This window comes from Streptomyces sp. NPDC090442 (genome assembly GCF_044769405.1).
In the GTDB taxonomy this organism is placed as follows: domain Bacteria; phylum Actinomycetota; class Actinomycetes; order Streptomycetales; family Streptomycetaceae; genus Streptomyces.
In genome coordinates, this window is the sequence record NZ_JBIVXW010000063.1 from 24592 (window position 1) to 40268 (window position 15677).

Annotated in this window: 15 protein-coding genes and 2 pseudogenes; 10 read left to right on the plus strand and 7 right to left on the minus strand. The window is 74.7% G+C overall.

Features of this window, described 5'->3' with window-relative positions:
- The first annotated feature begins 50 nt into the window (after positions 1–50).
- On the plus strand, positions 51–785 hold the full coding sequence (locus ACIQU6_RS33355; protein ID WP_403485473.1) for an MgtC/SapB family protein: 735 nt from the start codon (positions 51–53) through the stop codon (positions 783–785).
- Between the two features lie 215 nt (positions 786–1000).
- Positions 1001–1648: a TetR/AcrR family transcriptional regulator gene (locus ACIQU6_RS33360; RefSeq protein WP_403485474.1), complete on the plus strand. Its 648-nt coding sequence runs from the start codon at positions 1001–1003 to the stop codon at positions 1646–1648.
- A 92-nt stretch (positions 1649–1740) separates the two neighbouring features.
- On the opposite strand, the pseudogene ACIQU6_RS33365 reads toward ACIQU6_RS33360, so the two are convergent.
- A pseudogene (locus tag ACIQU6_RS33365) lies at positions 1741–1911 on the minus strand (DUF6214 family protein); the annotation flags it as partial.
- A 300-nt stretch (positions 1912–2211) separates the two neighbouring features.
- Positions 2212–2553: pseudogene (locus ACIQU6_RS33370) on the minus strand (DUF6214 family protein); the annotation flags it as partial.
- A gap of 139 nt (positions 2554–2692) precedes the next feature.
- Here ACIQU6_RS33370 and ACIQU6_RS33375 point away from each other — a divergent pair.
- Positions 2693–4066 carry an FAD-dependent oxidoreductase gene (locus ACIQU6_RS33375; protein ID WP_403485475.1) on the plus strand — a complete coding sequence of 458 codons (1374 nt, stop codon included), beginning with the start codon at positions 2693–2695 and terminating at the stop codon, positions 4064–4066.
- Between the two features lie 52 nt (positions 4067–4118).
- On the opposite strand, the gene ACIQU6_RS33380 is transcribed toward ACIQU6_RS33375, so the two are convergent.
- The gene (locus ACIQU6_RS33380) at positions 4119–4493 is read right to left on the minus strand and encodes an ArsR/SmtB family transcription factor (RefSeq protein WP_403485476.1); all 375 of its coding nucleotides are present in this window, start codon (positions 4491–4493) and stop codon (positions 4119–4121) included.
- Between the two features lie 197 nt (positions 4494–4690).
- Between ACIQU6_RS33380 and ACIQU6_RS33385 the strand changes: the two genes are divergently transcribed.
- The 7 genes from ACIQU6_RS33385 to ACIQU6_RS33415 all read left to right on the plus strand — a co-directional run bounded on the left by ACIQU6_RS33385 (position 4691) and on the right by ACIQU6_RS33415 (position 11349).
- On the plus strand, positions 4691–5794 hold the full coding sequence (locus tag ACIQU6_RS33385; protein WP_403485477.1) for an NADH:flavin oxidoreductase/NADH oxidase: 1104 nt from the start codon (positions 4691–4693) through the stop codon (positions 5792–5794).
- Between the two features lie 91 nt (positions 5795–5885).
- On the plus strand, positions 5886–6971 hold the full coding sequence (locus ACIQU6_RS33390; RefSeq protein ID WP_403485478.1) for a WD40/YVTN/BNR-like repeat-containing protein: 1086 nt from the start codon (positions 5886–5888) through the stop codon (positions 6969–6971).
- Between the two features lie 55 nt (positions 6972–7026).
- Positions 7027–7704 carry a uracil-DNA glycosylase gene (locus ACIQU6_RS33395; RefSeq protein ID WP_274912057.1) on the plus strand — a complete coding sequence of 226 codons (678 nt, stop codon included), beginning with the start codon at positions 7027–7029 and terminating at the stop codon, positions 7702–7704.
- Between the two features lie 40 nt (positions 7705–7744).
- Positions 7745–8746: a phospholipid scramblase-related protein gene (locus ACIQU6_RS33400; protein WP_403485479.1), complete on the plus strand. Its 1002-nt coding sequence runs from the start codon at positions 7745–7747 to the stop codon at positions 8744–8746.
- The gene (locus ACIQU6_RS33405) at positions 8733–9773 is read left to right on the plus strand and encodes an N-acetylglucosamine kinase (protein WP_403485480.1); all 1041 of its coding nucleotides are present in this window, start codon (positions 8733–8735) and stop codon (positions 9771–9773) included. Before ACIQU6_RS33400 ends, ACIQU6_RS33405 begins: the two co-directional genes overlap by 14 nt.
- 72 nt (positions 9774–9845) lie before the next feature.
- Positions 9846–10802, plus strand: coding sequence for a hypothetical protein (locus ACIQU6_RS33410; RefSeq protein WP_403485481.1), 957 nt, complete (start codon positions 9846–9848; stop codon positions 10800–10802).
- Positions 10803–10995: 193 nt separating this feature from the next.
- Positions 10996–11349, plus strand: a complete 354-nt coding sequence (locus ACIQU6_RS33415; RefSeq protein WP_403485482.1) for a nuclear transport factor 2 family protein — start codon at positions 10996–10998, stop codon at positions 11347–11349.
- A 13-nt stretch (positions 11350–11362) separates the two neighbouring features.
- Here ACIQU6_RS33415 and ACIQU6_RS33420 read toward each other — a convergent pair whose 3' ends face one another.
- The 4 genes from ACIQU6_RS33420 to ACIQU6_RS33435 all read right to left on the minus strand — a co-directional run bounded on the left by ACIQU6_RS33420 (position 11363) and on the right by ACIQU6_RS33435 (position 15518).
- Positions 11363–12478 carry a lactonase family protein gene (locus tag ACIQU6_RS33420; RefSeq protein ID WP_403485483.1) on the minus strand — a complete coding sequence of 372 codons (1116 nt, stop codon included), beginning with the start codon at positions 12476–12478 and terminating at the stop codon, positions 11363–11365.
- A gap of 188 nt (positions 12479–12666) precedes the next feature.
- A complete protein-coding gene (locus ACIQU6_RS33425) occupies positions 12667–14196 on the minus strand; it encodes an FUSC family protein (protein WP_403485484.1) in 1530 nt (509 codons plus the stop codon).
- A gap of 247 nt (positions 14197–14443) precedes the next feature.
- Complete coding sequence (locus tag ACIQU6_RS33430; RefSeq protein ID WP_403485485.1) at positions 14444–14845, minus strand: RidA family protein; 402 nt, start codon at positions 14843–14845, stop codon at positions 14444–14446.
- A gap of 145 nt (positions 14846–14990) precedes the next feature.
- A complete protein-coding gene (locus tag ACIQU6_RS33435; protein ID WP_403485486.1) occupies positions 14991–15518 on the minus strand; it encodes a GNAT family N-acetyltransferase in 528 nt (175 codons plus the stop codon).
- Positions 15519–15677: the final 159 nt, after the last annotated feature.

Sequence of the window (15677 nt, forward strand, 5' to 3'; positions counted from 1 at the left end):
CCCGTCACCCCTGCCCGCCACACCCCACCAGCCCCGAAGGAGGCGCTGCCATGCACACCCTGTCCCTCGTCGACTTCATGATCCGGCTCGCCGCCGGCGTGGCCTGCGGAGCGCTCATCGGCGTCGAGCGCCAGTGGCGGGCCCGCATGGCGGGGCTGCGCACCAACGCGCTGGTCGCCGCCGGCGCCACCCTCTTCGTCCTCTACAGCACGGCCGTCGGCGACTCCGGCAGCCCGACCCGGGTCGCCTCGTACGTCGTCTCCGGCATCGGCTTCCTCGGCGGCGGCGTGATCCTCCGCAACGGCGCGGGGGTCCGCGGGCTGAACACCGCCGCCACCCTGTGGTGCTCCGCCGCGGTCGGCGTACTGGCCGCCTCCGGACGGCTCGAACTGGCCGCCATCGGCACCCTCGCCGTCCTCGGCGTCCACCTCGTCCTGCGCCCGGCCGGCCGACTGCTGGACCGGGCGCCGGCCTCCGGGTCCGACCCCGACGAGGCGGTGCACGCCACCGTGCACGTGGTCTGCGAGCGCAAGGCCGAGACGCACATCCGCGCCCTGCTGCTCCAGGCGCTCAGCGCCTCCGGCCTGACCCCCATCAGCCTGCGGGCCAGCCGCGACGCCGAGGACACCACCGGCATCCGCGCCACCGCCGCCGTCTCCGGCGACCTCGCCCAGGCCCTGGAACAGGTCATCGCCCGCCTCTCCCTGGAGCCGGACGTCCGCGACCTGCACTGGCACCTCGACGACCCCGAGGTCGCCGCCCCCGCCCAACGCGCCCTGGCCTGACCCGCCGCGCCACCACAAAGGGCCGGAACGCCCGCCGCGCAACTGCCAACCACGCAGTGCACGACGGCCGTTCCGGCCCTCACGCTTCCCGATTCGGACGATCCCCCGCATCGCCCGAATCAGGCAGCTCAGCCGGCTCCCCCGCCCCTACGGGCGCGGGTTCCGACCTGTGCTGAGTATACTGGCTCTCAGCCAGTCAACGCAGGAGTTACAGCATGTCCCCCCGCAGCGCATCGGTCAATGAAGAATTGCGACGGCGCTCCCGCGAGCGTCTGTTGCAGGCGACGGTCGAGCTGGTAAGGGAGCGGGGTTACGACGCGACCACGCTCGGCGACATCGCGCAGCGCGCGGGGGCGGCCCGTGGTCTGATCTCGTACTACTTCCCCAGCAAGCACCAGTTGCTGCAGTCGGCCGTGCACCGGCTGATGCACCGCACCCTCCAGGCCGCGCTGGGGCGCGCACCACTGCCGACCGGGCCGGACGCCGGGCGGGAGCTGTTGGCCCGGGCCATCGACGCGATCCTGGGGCTGGCACACGACGAACCGCTGCTGATGCGGACGCACATGGCCGGAATCCTGACCGCCTCGGGCTTCATCCAGTGCCCCGAGCAGCAGCGGCTGGCCCAGTTGCTGCGCGAGACGGTGGTGGCCTACGGGTCGGCGGATCCGGATGTCGACTACCCGATGCTGCGGGCGTTGTTGATGGGTTCGGTGGTGCCGATGCTGCTCCCGGGGGCGCAGATGCCGCGGATCCGGCTGCGCGCCGAGCTGTTCCAACGGTACGGACTGGACTGGGAGATGGGCGTGCCACCGGGCGAACGGCCCCCCGAGGGGTCGACGACGCGGGGGCACCCCGACGTGTAGCACGGGGCGGTCCGGGCGAATCCGTGCCGGTCCGCGATGCGGTGGTGCGGTGGTGCGAACGGGCGGAAATCCAGGGCCCGTTGCCGCGGCGCCTAGCGCTTGTTGTGGCGCGGTGTCAGCAGTCCGGCGTCGCGGGCGCCGGCGATCAGGCGTAGCGCGCGGCGGCGGTTCCGGCCGGTGGCGTTCATGACGGCGAGGACGGGGTCCTGGCCTTCCTGTTGGGCCGCGCGGTAGGCGGCCGCCGCGAGCTTGCGCCGTTCGCCGGCGCGCGAGCGCACGAGGACGGTGGAGCGGGCCGCGGCGTCCGGTTCCCGGTCCGGGGTGGCGTCCGCTTCTGAGCTGCCGTCGGCGGCAGTTGCCGTCCCGGACGGCTCGTCGGCGGCCGGCTCGACCGTCGCGCCGCTCGCCGCCCCGCCTGGCGCCCCGTCCGCCGCGCCGGCCCGCGGTTCCGTGCCGGCGCCCGTACCGCAGAGAGCACCTTCGCCGTGGACGACCTCGCCCGCCGGTGGTGGCGGGTGCGGGTGGGCCTCCCGGGGGCGGACGGGGTCTTCGCCGCCTTCCGGCGCGGCGGGCGCCTCGGGGGCGGGCGCGGACTTCGGCGGGCGGCCGGTGGCGGCGCGGCAGGCGTCGTCGAGCGGGCCCTCGATCCAGTGGGCGAGGGCGGCCAGGTCGTCCAGTGTCAGGGGCGGGTCGGCGCGGACGTCCTCGACGGTGAGGTGGTCACCGGTGGCGGTCACCAGGACGTCGATCCGGGCGCCGTGGGGGAAGGTCAGGCGAGCGCTGAACCAGGGGCCGAGTTCGGACGCGGCCGAACCGTGCGCCTGAAGCTCCCAGTCGGGCCACTCCGATGCCCCGCCTTGCGCTTTATATCGGTGGTTATCGGTATAAAACTCACTTTCCGACACAACCAAAAACCTAGCCCCCAGCTCACCCGGCCAACGGGCGCGGCACGCTCATCCGACCGGGAGCAACCCCGATAGCGCAGCTCTCCCGCCGCAGGCTCCCGGGTGCGATCCTGGGGGTACTCCGCGGAAGGGGCCACCCGTGCTTCGTGTCGCTGTGATCGGTTCCGGACCGAGCGGTGTCTACACCGCCCAGACCCTGGTCGGACAGGAGTCCGTCCCGGACCTCGACGTCTACGTCCTCGACCGGCTGCCGTGTCCGTACGGGCTGGTGCGGTACGGCGTGGCGCCCGACCACGAGAAGATCAAGTCGCTGCAGAACAACCTGCGGACGGTGTTGGAGCACCCCCGGGTGCACTTCCTGGGCAATGTGGAGGTGGGCGGGGGCGGGGTCGGGCTCGCGCAGCTCCGGGAGATGTTCCACGCGGTGGTGTTCTGCGTGGGCGCCGCCACGGACCGACATCTGAACGTCCCCGGGGAGGAGTTGCCCGGCAGCCATCCGGCCACCGACTTCGTCGCCTGGTACAGCGCGCACCCGGACGCGGAGGCCGACGGCTTCCGCCTGACGGCGCGTTCGGCGGTGGTGATCGGGGTGGGGAACGTCGCGGTGGACGTGGCACGGATGTTGTCCCGGGGCGCCGCCGAGCTGGCCGCGACCGACATGCCGCAGGAGGCGCTCAAGGCGCTGGCCGACAGCTCGGTCGAGGACGTGTGGATGGTGGGGCGGCGGGGGCCGTCGCAGGCCAAGTTCACCACCAAGGAGCTGCGGGAGCTGGGGGCCTTGCCCGGTACCCAAGTGGTGGTCAGGCCCGAGGAGTTGGCGCTGGACCCGGGCTACCGGGACCCCGGTGCGCTGCCGGCCCCGGCGCGGCGCAACGTGGAGGTGCTGCGCGACTGGGCCGAGCGGCCGGTGGAGCGGGCGGCGGGGACCGGGCGGGCGCGCCGGATCCATCTGCGGTTCTTCCTGCGGCCGGTGGAGGTCCTCGGCGACCCGGCGACCGGGGTGCGGGCGGTGCGGTTCGAGCGGACCGCGCCCGACGGGCGGGGCGGGGTCAAGGGGACCGGCGAACACGAGGAGATCGCGGGGCAGTTGGTGCTGCGGTCGGTGGGCTACCGGGGGCTGCCGCAGCCGGGGCTGCCGTTCGACGAGGCGACCGGGACGGTGCCGCACGCGGGCGGGCGGGTCCTGCGGGACGGGGCGCCGGATCCGGGCGTCTACGTGGCGGGGTGGATCAAGCGCGGCCCCACGGGGGTGATCGGCACCAACCGGCCGTGCGCCAAGGAGACCGCGACCTCGCTGCTGGCGGACGCGGCGGCACTGGCGCGGCGTCCGGTGGCGGCGGATCCGGTGGCGGCGCTGGAGCGGGCCGGGGCGCGGCCGGTGCCCTGGCGCGGCTGGTTGGCGATCGAGGCGGCGGAGGCCGAGCGGGGGCGCGGGCTGGGGCGCGGCACGGTCAAGCTGGCCGACTGGGACGGGCTGTTGCGGGCGGCGCGGTCGACGATGGTGGGGCGCTGAGCCGGGGCGACCGCGGGCCCGTTCGGCGCGCTTCGCCTCAGCGCTCTTCCCTTCAGCGCGCTTCCTTGAGGCGGTGGTCCTGGAGGCCGGCCGCGCGCAGGACGCCGTCGATCAGGCCGGGGAAGAGCGTGTCGAGGTCGTCCCGGCGCAGGCCGTTCATCTTGGCGGTGCCGCGGTAGACCTGCTGGATCACGCCGTGCTCGCGGAGCACCCGGTAGTGGTGCGTACAGGTCGACTTGCTCACCGGGAGCTCGATGTCCGCGCAGTTCAACTCGTCGTCGGCGGCGGCCAGCACGCAGACGATGCGCAGCCGCATGGGATCGGCGAGCGCGTGCAGCACCTGGGCGAGCCGGATGTCCTCGCGGGACGGATGGGGCAGTGACCGGGCGCCCGAGGCGGCCCCGGCGGCGGGTGTTTCGGGCGACATGACCGCTCCTGACCTGCGGATCGAGTGGGCTGTGGCGCACCCGCCCGCGGCGTTCCCCGCTGGCGGCGGCCTTTGCCAAGCCATTGTACGAGGGCCGTCGTAGTTTGACATCTGCCGTAGTACGACGCCTATCGTATGAGCAGGGGCTCGGTCGGGCCCCGCCCCGCCGTTCCGTCGTCCAGGTACAGGAGCCTGCCGTGAGCGCACTCTTCGAGCCCCTCAACCTCCGCGCGCTGACCATCCCGAACCGCCTCTGGATGGCGCCGATGTGCCAGTACTCGGCGGCCCCCGAAGGACCGGAGCAGGGCGCCCCCGGTGACTGGCACTTCCAGCACCTGGTGGCCCGGGCGGCGGGCGGCACCGGCCTGATCCTGGCGGAGGCGACCGCGGTCAGCCCCGAGGGCCGGATCAGCCCCTACGACCTCGGGCTGTGGAACGACACCCAGACCGCCGCGTTCCGCCGGATCACCGACGCGCTCAAGGCCCAGAACAGCGTCCCCGGCATCCAGATCGCGCACGCCGGCCGCAAGGCGTCCACCGAGCGCCCCTGGGTGGACCGCGGCGCCCCGATCCGGCCCGGCGAGGGGTACGGGTGGCAGCCGGTCGCCCCGAGCCCGCTGGCGTTCGACGACGGCCACACCGCCCCCGCCGAGCTGTCCACGGAGCAGCTCGCCACGATCGTCGAGGAGTTCGCGGCGACCACGCGCCGGGCGCTGGACGCCGGCTTCCAGGTCGTCGAGATCCACGGTGCGCACGGCTACCTGATCAACGAGTTCCTCTCCCCGTTCACCAACCGCCGCACCGACGCCTACGGCGGCTCCTACGAGAACCGCACCCGGCTGGCGCTGGAGATCGTGGACGCCGTGCGGGCGGCCTGGCCCGACGAACTCCCGCTGTTCTTCCGGATCTCGGCGACCGACTGGCTCAGCGAGGACGACGGCGACGACCGCGAGGGCTGGACCGCCGACGACACCGTCCGGTTCGCCCGCGACCTCAAGGAGCACGGCGTCGACCTGCTGGACACCTCCTCGGGCGGCAACGCCCCGGACGCGCGGATCGCGGTGGGGCCCGGCTACCAGGTGCCGTTCGCGGAGCGGGTCAAGAAGGAGGCCGGGCTCCCGGTGGGCGCCGTCGGCCTGATCACCGAGGCCCAGCAGGCCGAGAAGATCGTCACGGACGGCCAGGCCGACGCGGTGCTGCTCGGCCGCGAGCTGCTGCGCTCGCCCAGCTTCGCCCAGCACGCCGCCCGCGAGCTCGGCGCCGCGGTGCACGTGCCGCCGCAGTACCACCGGGCCGTCTGACCTGCGTCGACACCGTTCGGGACCGCCGTTGTCAGTGGTCGGGTGCACACTGACGGCATCTGAGACAACGGCGTCCCGGAGGTGTTCCGGCATGACAGACGTACTCCTCGCGGTGGGCACCCGCAAAGGGTTGTTCATCGGCCGTCGACGGCGCGGCACATGGCAGTTGAGCGGAGCGCACTTCCCCGCGCAGGCGGTGTACTCCCTCGCGATCGACACCCGCGGTGCCCGGCCCCGGCTGCTGGCCGGCGCCGACAGCGCGCACTGGGGCCCGTCGGTCTTCCACTCCGACGACCTGGGCGAGACCTGGCACGAGCCCACCCGTCCACCCGTCACATACCCGAAGGACACCGGGACTTCGCTGGAGCGGGTGTGGCAGCTGCACCCCGCGGGCCCGGCGGCGCCCGAGGTGGTCTACGCCGGCACCGAGCCCGGCGGCCTGTTCCGCTCCGAGGACCGCGGCGAGACCTTCGAGCTGGTCCGCGCGCTGTGGGAGCACCCCAGCCGGGAGAAGTGGGTGCCGGGCGGCGGCGGGTTGGCCGTGCACACCGTGGTCACCGATCCGCGGGACGCCGCCACGGTGACGGTCGCGGTCTCCGCCGCCGGGGTGTTCCGCACCCACGACGGCGGCGCCAGTTGGGCCCCGTCCAACAAGGGCGTCAAGGCGGTCTTCCTGCCCGACCAGCACCCCGAGTTCGGCCAGTGCGTGCACAAGATCGCGCAGGACCCGGTCGACCGCGACCGGCTCTACCTCCAGAACCACTGGGGCGTCTACCGCTCGGACGACTCCGGGGCGAGCTGGACGGACATCGGTGGCGGCCTGCCCTCGGACTTCGGCTTCGCGGTGGCCGCACACCCCCGAAGAGGCGAGGTCGCCTACCTCTTCCCGATCACCGCCGACATCGACCGGGTGCCGGCCGAGCACCGCTGCCGGGTCTTCCGCACCGCCGACGCCGGCGCGAGCTGGGAGCCGCTGTCCGCCGGGCTGCCCGAGGAGGACCACTACGGCACGGTGCTGCGGGACGCCCTCTCCGTTGACGACGCCGACCCCGCAGGGGTGTACTTCGGCAACCGCAACGGCGAGGTCTACGCCAGCGCCGACGACGGCGAGAGCTGGCAGCAGCTCGCCGGCCACCTGCCGGACGTGCTCTGCGTACGGGCGGCGGCGGTGGCATGAGGCGCCGGTGGCCGGGAATTGAGGGGAGAGGCGCGTCGGCCAGTAGGGTGATCCCGTGGCTGCACGACCTCTCCAAGACATCGTCGAACCAGGCTGGGCCAAGGCACTTGAGCCGGTCGCCGGACAGATCGCCGCGATGGGCGACTTCCTGCGGGCGGAGATCGCCGCCGGCCGGACCTACCTCCCGGCCGGCAACAACGTCCTGCGGGCCTTCCAACAACCCTTCGATGAGGTGCGGGTGCTCATCGTCGGTCAGGACCCCTACCCCACACCGGGGCACGCGGTCGGGCTGAGCTTCTCCGTGGCGCCGGACGTCCGTCCGCTGCCCGGAAGCCTGGAGAACATCTTCCGCGAGATGCACTCCGACCTCGGGCTGCCCCGACCGTCCAACGGCGACCTCACGCCGTGGACCCAGCAGGGCGTGCTGCTGCTGAACAGAGCGCTGACCACCGCGCCGCGCAAACCCGCGGCCCACCGCGGCAAGGGCTGGGAGCAGGTCACCGAGCAGGCCATCCGCGCCCTGGTGGCGCGCGGCGGCCCGCTGGTGGCGGTGCTGTGGGGGCGCGATGCGCGCAACCTTCGGCCGCTGCTGGGTGATCTGCCGTCCGTCGAGTCCGCGCACCCCTCCCCCATGTCCGCCGACCGCGGCTTCTTCGGGTCGCGGCCGTTCAGTCGCGTCAACGACCTCCTCGTCCGGCAGGGCGCCCAGCCGGTGGACTGGCGACTGCCCTGAGCCGGACCGGCGTCCGGAGCCGGGCGATAGTGTTCCCGGCATGACGCAGACGAACATCCCTGCGGGTTGGTACGCCGACCCGCAGGGCACTCCCCACCAACTCCGCTGGTGGGACGGCTCCCAGTGGACCGCGCACACCCACCCCGGCCAACAGGCGCACTCCCAGGAGCAGGCCGGGCAGCCGGGCCAGCCGCAGCCGGCGCAGCAGATGCCCCAGCAGCAGGCGCCCCAACCGGGCCCGCAGGCACAGATGCCCCAGCAGTACCCGCCGCAGCAGCAACCCGCCCCGGCCCAGGCCCCGTACGGCCAGCAGCCCGGCGGCGCCCCCCACGGCCAGCCCGGCCCGTACGGCGCGGACGCGCTCCATCAGGCGCGCCAGCAGGCCGGCATCCAGCACCAGGTGCAGCAGCAGGCCGGGGTGGCGCCGACCGGGGCGGGCGGCGGCAGCCTGTTCACCGAGCCGGTGCTGGTGGTCAACCAGAAGGCCAAGCTCATCGAGGTGAGCAACGAGTACGCGGTCTACGACCAGCACGGCAACACCCTCGGCTCGGTCGTGGAGATCGGCCAGAGCACCGCGAAGAAGATGCTCCGGGTGGTCTCCAGCCTGGACCAGTACATGACCCACCGGCTGGAGATCCGGGACGCCTACGGGCAGCCGCAGTTGACGCTGACCCGGCCCGCGAAGCTGATCAAGTCCAAGGTGCTGGTGGCGCGTCCGGACGGCCAGCCGGTCGGCGAGATCGTCCAGCAGAACGCCATCGGGAAGATCAACTTCGCGATGCTGGTCAACGGCCAACAGGTCGGCGCCATCAAGGCGGAGAACTGGCGGGCCTGGAACTTCGCCATCGTCGACCACACCGACACCGAGGTCGCCCGGATCACCAAGACCTGGGAGGGCCTGGCCAAGACGATGTTCACCACCGCGGACAACTACGTGCTGCAGATCCACCGGCCGCTGCCCGACCCGCTGTTGAGCCTGGTGGTGGCCACCGCGCTGACCGTCGACACCGCCCTCAAGCAGGACGCCCGTGGACTCGGCTGAGTCCCCTGACCCGGCGGCCGAAACGTTCGTCCTCGGGGTGGACTCGGGCGGCTCGGGGCTGCGGATCGCGGTGGCCCGCGCCGGCGCCGACGGGGCCCGGCCGGCGGCGACGATCACCTCCCGCGAGCCGGTCCGCACCGGACCGGCGGGCATCGACGCCGACCATCTGTTGGACCAACTCCTGCCGGCCGGCGAGGAGTTGGCGCGCGAGGTGGGCGCGGACCGGTTCGGCGCGGTGTGCGTCGGCGCCGCCGGGATGGGCATCCTCGGCGACGAGCTGCGCGCCCGGCTGCCCGACGCCCTCGCCGCCGCCTTCGGGGTCCGCCGCCTCGCGCTCGCCACGGACGCGGTGACCGCCTATGTCGGGGCGCTCGGCCAGCGGCCCGGTGCGGTGGTCGCCGCGGGCACCGGCCTGGTCGCGCTGGGCACCGACCTGACGCCGGCCGGCGGTTGGCGCCGGGCCGACGGCTGGGGCCATCTGCTGGGCGACTGCGGCGGCGGCGCCTGGATCGGGCGGGCCGGGCTGGAGGCCGCGATGCGCGCGCACGACGGGCGGCCCGGCGGCTCACCGGCGCTGCTGGCCCGCGCGCGGGCCGAGTTCGGGCCGGTCGGCGGGCTGCCCGGCGCGCTCTACCCGCGCCCCGACCGACCCGCCGTACTGGCCTCGTTCGCCCCCGAGGTGGCGCGCTGCGCCGCCGGGGACGCGGTCGCCGCCGGCATCCTGGCCGACGCCGCGCGCCACATCGCCGACGCCGCGGCCGCGGTCTGCCCGCCCGGCCCGGACGCCACGGTCGCGCTCACCGGCGGGCTGCTGCACCTGGGCACCCCGCTGCTGTCCCCGCTCCATGAGGCGCTCGCCGAACGGCTGCCCGGAGCCCGCCTCGAACCGGCCGCCGGCAGCCCGCTGGACGGGGCGCTGGCGCTCGCCGCGGCGCTCGCCGCGGACCGCCTGGCACTGCCCGTCGATGGGAAGTTGTTGCAGATCACAGGGCATGTGACGGGCCCGTCGCCACGACGCGCGGGATAAAACGGGACGGATACCTCGCGACGGAACCCTCCCTCCGCGGCCGGGCATGCCGAGGCGTTAGCATGCGGCGCCATGAGTTCCCCCACTGGGCCCGCACCTGGCTCGCCCCGTATCGATATCGACTCCCCGAGCCCGGGAGGCGCACCCGGCCTGCCTGTACGAACGCCGCGCAACCGGCCCTCCGGCCGCCACCGCAAGCCGGAGCCGCTCGCCGCACCCGAGGGCGCACCCGCCCTGGTGCTCGCCGTGCCCGGCACCCCCTCCACCGCCGCGCGCGGCCTGGCGGAGGAGGTCTCCAGCATCGCCCGCTCCGAACTGCCCGGCCTCGACGCGCGGATCGGCTACGTCGACGGCGGGGACGACGAGTTCCCGTCCCTGGAGGCGGTGTTGGCGCAGGCCGCCGCCGAACAGCAGGCGCGGGCGGCCGAGACCGGACAGTCCGACCCCGGCCCCGCCGCGGTCGTCGTCCCGCTGCTCGCCGGCCCGGACAGCGCGCTGCTGCGCCGGATACGCCAGGCCATCATGAACAGCGCGTCCGGGGCCGAACTGACCGACGTCCTGGGCCCGCACCCGCTGCTGGCCGAGGCGCTGCACGTCCGGCTGTCCGAGGCCGGGTTGGCCCGCGCGGACCGGGCCCGGCTGTTCACCGTCGCGACCGCCGCGGACGGCATCATCCTCGCCACCGTCGGCGGCGAGGAGGCGGTGCAGGCCGCCGGCATCACCGGCATGCTGCTCTCCGCCCGGCTGGCCGTGCCGGTGCTGGCCGCCGGCCTGGACGAGGAGGGCGCCATCGCCCGCACCGCCGACCAGCTGCGCACGGCCGGCGCGCAGCAGTTGGCACTGGCCCCGTACCTGATCGGCCCCGAACTCGCCGACGGCCTTCTGGGGGCGGCCGCGGCGGAGGCGGGCTGCGCCTCGGCCGAGGCGCTCGGCGCGTACGGCGCGGTGGGCCGGCTGGTGCTGTCGAACTACGCGGCGGCGATGGGGATCACGCTGCCGGGCCAGGGCCTGGGGGCGGCCGCCCGGTAGGACTCCGCGAAACCCGTTCACCGAGGGCCGTCCCGCGCCGAGCGCGCCGGGGCGGCCCTCCGCGTTGCGCCCGACTCCCCCGCCGCCCGCTGTTCTCCCGCGCCCGCCCACCCGGCCGAGGGGTCCGACCCGTGCGCATCGTCTACCGTCGGGTGCCCCGCCCGACCACGCCCCGCCCAGCAGGAGGAACGCCGTGTCCGACACCGCCGTGCCCGAGGACGTCGTCCGGGCCTGTTTCGCCGCCTACCGGGCCCAGGACCGGCCGGCCATGGAGCGGCTGCTCGCCGAGGAGTTCGTCTTCACCAGCCCGCAGGACGACCACCTCGACCGGGCCGCGTTCCTGGACGTCTGCTTCCCGACCGCGCACCGCTTCCGCTCCCAAGAGCTCCTCGACGCGGTCCCGTTCGACGACGACCAGGTCTTCGTCCGCTACGCCTACGAGCTGACGACCGGCGAACGCCACCGCAACGTCGAGGTGATGACGGTGCGCGACGGACGACTGGTCGAGACCCAGGTGTACTTCGGCGGGCGCTTCCCCCAGGGGTGAGCGGTCGGCCGGGTCAGGCGAAGACCACGCAGGAGGCGGCCGGTGCCGGTACCGAGCCGGCCCGCTCGGGCACGCCGGTCCGCGGGTCGAGGGCGAACCAGGTGATGTCGCCGGAGCGTTCGTTGGCCGCGTAGAGGTGCCGCCCGTCGGGGTGCAGCGCGAGGTCGCGGGGCCAGTGGCCGCCGCACGGCACGGTGGTGACCAGGGTCGCGGTGCCGGCTTGGGCGTCCAGGGAGAGCACCGCGATGCTGTCGTGGCCCCTGTTGGCCGCCCAGCCGAAGCGGCCGTCCCGGGAGAGGACCAGCGCGGACGGGTACGTCGGGTCGCCGGCAGCGGCGGCGCCCTCGGGGAGCAGCGGGGTCTCCCCCAGGGGCGTCAGCCGGCCCCGGGCGGCGTCCCAGCGGCAGAGCGTGACGGTGGGGGCGAGCTCGTTGATGACGCAGGCGAGTTGGCCGTCGGGGTGGAAGGCGAGGTGCCGGGGCCCGCTGCCGGGGCGCAGTCGGGTCTCGTCCCGTACGGAGAGCGTCCCGCTGGCCGGGTCGAGGGCGCAGATCCGGACCGAGTCGGTGCCCAGGTCGACGCTGAGCAGCCAACGGCCGCTGGGGTCGGGGCGCACGGCGTGGGCGTGCGGGCCCTCCTGACGGTCGGGCCGCGGGCCGCTGCCCCGGTGGGCGAGGACCCTCGGGGGGCCGCCGAGGGTGCCGTCGGCGTGCACGGGGAGCGTACTGACGTCGCCGGAGCTGTAGTTGGCGGTGACCAGGTGGCCGGTGGTGAGGGTGAGGTGGGTGGGGTCGGCGCCGCCGAGAGGAGCGGCGGGGGCGAGCAGTTCGGGGCCTTCGGGGGTGAGACGGAAGGCGGCGGCCGCGCCGTTCGGGGTCTCGCTGACGGCGTAGAGGTGCCGGCCGTCGGGGGCGGCGACCAGGTAGGAGGGGTTGGGGACGGCGTCGGTGGAGTGCAGTGGGGTCAGCGCACCGGTCACCGGGTCGACGGCCGCGGTGGTGATGCCGGCGCCGCCGGCCGTGGTGAAGGAGCCGAGGTAGGCGCGGAGTTGGCCTCCGCGCGCCGGTCGGCCGGAGGTCCGCCGTGCCGCTTCCGTCGTCGAGTCCGCCGCCGGTTCCGTCGTCGCCACTGGTCGCCGCCCTTCGTCCGCTGCCTGCCCGTCGGGGCCGTCCGGCCGTGGTGGCGGGCGGCCGCGGTGGGGGCCGTCCGGCCCGTCGCGGTCCTCGCCCTCCGGACGGTGCCCCGTTGTCCCGGCGACGCTAACAGGGCGGGCGGGCGCGGGGACCGGCGTTGGCCGGGAGGCGCCGGTGGCTTCCGTCAGGCCCCCGCCGGGAGCCGGTCGGTTCCGTTGCCGGAGGCCGGTCGGTTCAAGGGGACGGCGAGCGCGAGCAGGGCCTGTTCCAGGGCGTGGAGATGGGCGAGGACGGGGCCGCCGTCGCCGGTGTGCGGCGCCACGGCCGCCGCGGTCCGCTCGCGGCGGCCGTCGAGCGGGGCGTCGGTGAGCGCCTCGACGGCGGTCTCCACGCGCCAGCAGGCCGCGGCCAGCCGGTCGTCGTGCGACGCCTCCGGGTCGGCGGCGACGGACGCCAGCCCGCGCACCTCGCGCGCGCAGTCGTCGAGCAACGCGAGCACCTGTCGGGCCCGCCGCTTGCGCGCCCGCAGCGGGTTGAGCGGGTGCACGAGCGGAACGAGGGAGAGTCGTACCCGGTCGAGGATCGCCTCCAACTCGGCGACCCGCGGCGCCGGATCGGCCTGCGGATCGCCCGCGAGCCGGGCGGCGGCCGCCGCGGTGCAGGCGTGCACGCAGCGCAGGGCCCGCTCGACCCGCTCGTCGGTGATGGCGTGGGTGGTCACCGGCAGCACCAGGAGCACCGCCAGCACCGCGCCCAGGGCACCGACGACCGTCTCGCCGACCCGCAGCGCGAGCAGCGCCGGATCAAGCACGCCGAGCAGCCCGTACAGCATGCTCGCCAGCACGGTCACGGCGAGCATCATCCAGGTGTAGGAGACGGCGGCGGTGTAGAAGATCCCGAAGACGCTGAGGGCGACGACCGCGGCGGCCGCGACCGGCTGGTCGTGCAGCGGCATGGCGACGGCGAAGCCCACGACGACGCCGAGCACGGTGCCCAGGAACCGCCGGAAGCCGCGGATCAGCGTCTCGCCGCGCGAGGTGGTGTTGACGAAGACCCACCAGGTGGCGCCCACGGCCCAGTACCACCGCTGGTCGGACAGCAGGTGCCCGGCGGCGAGCGCGGCGGCGGCGCCCGCGGTGGCCTGGACGGCCTGTCGGGTGGTGATCCGCGCCAGGCCCGTGCCGCCGGCCGGGACGGCCACCGCGGCGGGCGCCGGCGACCGCCGCTCGTAGCACCACGCGCCGAACCGCACCAGCGACGACGCGGTGAGCGCGAGCGACATGGCGGCGTAGAGCTCGGGGAGTTGGCCGGGCACGGTGTGCAGGAACTGCGCCGCGAAGTAGGTCATGAAGGCGAAGACGCCGAGCGAGTGCCCGCGCGGGCCCCAGCGCCGGGCGTACACCCCGGCACCGACGACGGCGAGGAACGCCAGGTCGCGGACGAGCGGCAGGTCGTGCAGCACGGCGGCGAGCGCCAGCACCGGGAGACCGACGACCGGCAGCAGCGCGGTCGTCACGGCCTGCCCGCGCACCGTCGGGTCGGCGACGGTGAACAGGGCGAGCATCGCGGCCAGGCCGCCGGTGACGGAGGCCACCAGCGAGAGCCCGGCCGCCCCGCACAGCGCCACGGCGAGCCCGATCCCGACCACGGCCCGGGTCGCGAACCGCAGCCGCATACGCCCCGGGTCCGGCGCCACGAACGCCCTCTTCAGCAAGTTCCCCCGCCCTTTCGGTACACCGGCGCACCACGGCAGGCCCGCCGGTGCACCACGACATGAGAAAGGCGCCGCGGGGATCCGCAGCGCCATCGACGCGTCCATCTCAGCATCCGGGTAGCCGATTGTTCAACAGTGGATGAACATCTTGGGCCAATGGCCCAGTCGGGAGCGGATCACGGCGGCCGGAAGCGGGCCATCGGACCACCCTGCGGGGCGTCCGCCGGGCCGGGTGGCGGGAAGCGGTTCAGTCAGGCAGGGCCGCGGTGAGGTCCACCTCCACGAGCTGGCCCGGGAAGCCCAGTTGTGCCACCCCCAGGAGCGTGCTGGCGGTGGTGAAGGCGGGGCCGAGGGCCGAGTCGTTGAGCCGGCGCCAGGCGGCGCTCAGTTCGGCGGTCCGCTCGCTCCGCACGTAGATCACCGAGCGCACGACGTGCTGCGGCCCGGCGCCCACCTCGGCCAGGGCGACCAGCGCGTTCGCCACGACTTGGTCGATCTGTGCCGCCAGCCCCGGGCCGACGACGGCGCCGTCGCGGTCGAGCGGGCACTGCCCCGCCAGGTAGGCGGTGCGGCCGGCCTCGACCACGGTGATGTGGTGGTAACCGGGTGTCGGGTGTAGCTCCTGGGGGTTGATCCGGGCGATCGTCATGCCGGGAGTGTGCCGGACCGGACCCCGCGCGTGCGCTGCCTTCCGGTCGATCGGCGCCGGGGGTTGGCGAGTTCGGGCGTCGGGCCGGGCACTGGAGTTGGCCCTGGGAGCGGCCCACGCGCCTCTCGGAGGCGCGGGGCGCGCCTCACATCGGTGCGGAGAGCAGCCGCACCGGGCCGGGCGGCCAGGTGGCCCCGTCCCGCAGCGGGGTCCACATGGTGCGCAGCGGCATCACGACCGGGCCGGTGGGCTGCTCGACCCGGACCTCCTCCCGGACCTCCCGCCAGCCCAGGCGCGCGTAGAGGGCGACCAGCGGCGGGCGGCAGAACAGCAGGGCGTGCGGCGGGCCCATGGTGCGGGCGTGATCGAGCGCGGCGGCCACCACCCGGCGGGCCAGGCCCCGGCCGCGCACGTCGGGGGCCACGGCCACCCCGCCGACGCCGATCACCGAGGTCTCCGCCCCGCCGAGCACGAGGGGGAGCCGGCGCAGCCCGGCGTGTGCCACCAGGCGGTCGCCGAGCCGGATGCCGAAGTGTTCCTCCTTGGGCAGCCAGGTCAGGCCCGCGCTGTCGACGCCGAAGGGGTCGGGGCCGTCGCCGAGGATCACGGTCACGTCGTCGCGGGTGTAGGAGTCGAGCCGGCAGGGGGTCAGGTCGGTGTGGTTCTCCGTCATCCCCGCATCCTGATCCACGTCGGCGGGCCACGGCCAGTCCGGGCGGACGCGGTGGGGCGCACGACGCCTTGACGGGCAACTGCCCACCACCTACCGTCACTTCAGCTCTTGGCGCCTTGAGAGAACCTTTACCCCTCGATGGATGAAAAAGGTGAAGGC

Bases quoted from the DNA above. Each gene is read 5' to 3' on its own strand.
- ACIQU6_RS33355 (WP_403485473.1), top strand. From the start codon at position 51: ATGCACACCCTGTCCCTCGTCGACTTCATGATCCGGCTCGCCGCCGGC.
- ACIQU6_RS33360 (WP_403485474.1), top strand. From the start codon at position 1,001: ATGTCCCCCCGCAGCGCATCGGTCAATGAAGAATTGCGACGGCGCTCC.
- ACIQU6_RS33380 (WP_403485476.1), bottom strand. From the start codon at position 4,493: ATGTCGCCCGAAACACCCGCCGCCGGGGCCGCCTCGGGCGCCCGGTCA.
- ACIQU6_RS33390 (WP_403485478.1), top strand. From the start codon at position 5,886: ATGACAGACGTACTCCTCGCGGTGGGCACCCGCAAAGGGTTGTTCATC.
- ACIQU6_RS33400 (WP_403485479.1), top strand. From the start codon at position 7,745: ATGACGCAGACGAACATCCCTGCGGGTTGGTACGCCGACCCGCAGGGC.
- ACIQU6_RS33410 (WP_403485481.1), top strand. From the start codon at position 9,846: ATGAGTTCCCCCACTGGGCCCGCACCTGGCTCGCCCCGTATCGATATC.
- ACIQU6_RS33430 (WP_403485485.1), bottom strand. From the start codon at position 14,845: ATGACGATCGCCCGGATCAACCCCCAGGAGCTACACCCGACACCCGGT.
- ACIQU6_RS33435 (WP_403485486.1), bottom strand. From the start codon at position 15,518: ATGACGGAGAACCACACCGACCTGACCCCCTGCCGGCTCGACTCCTAC.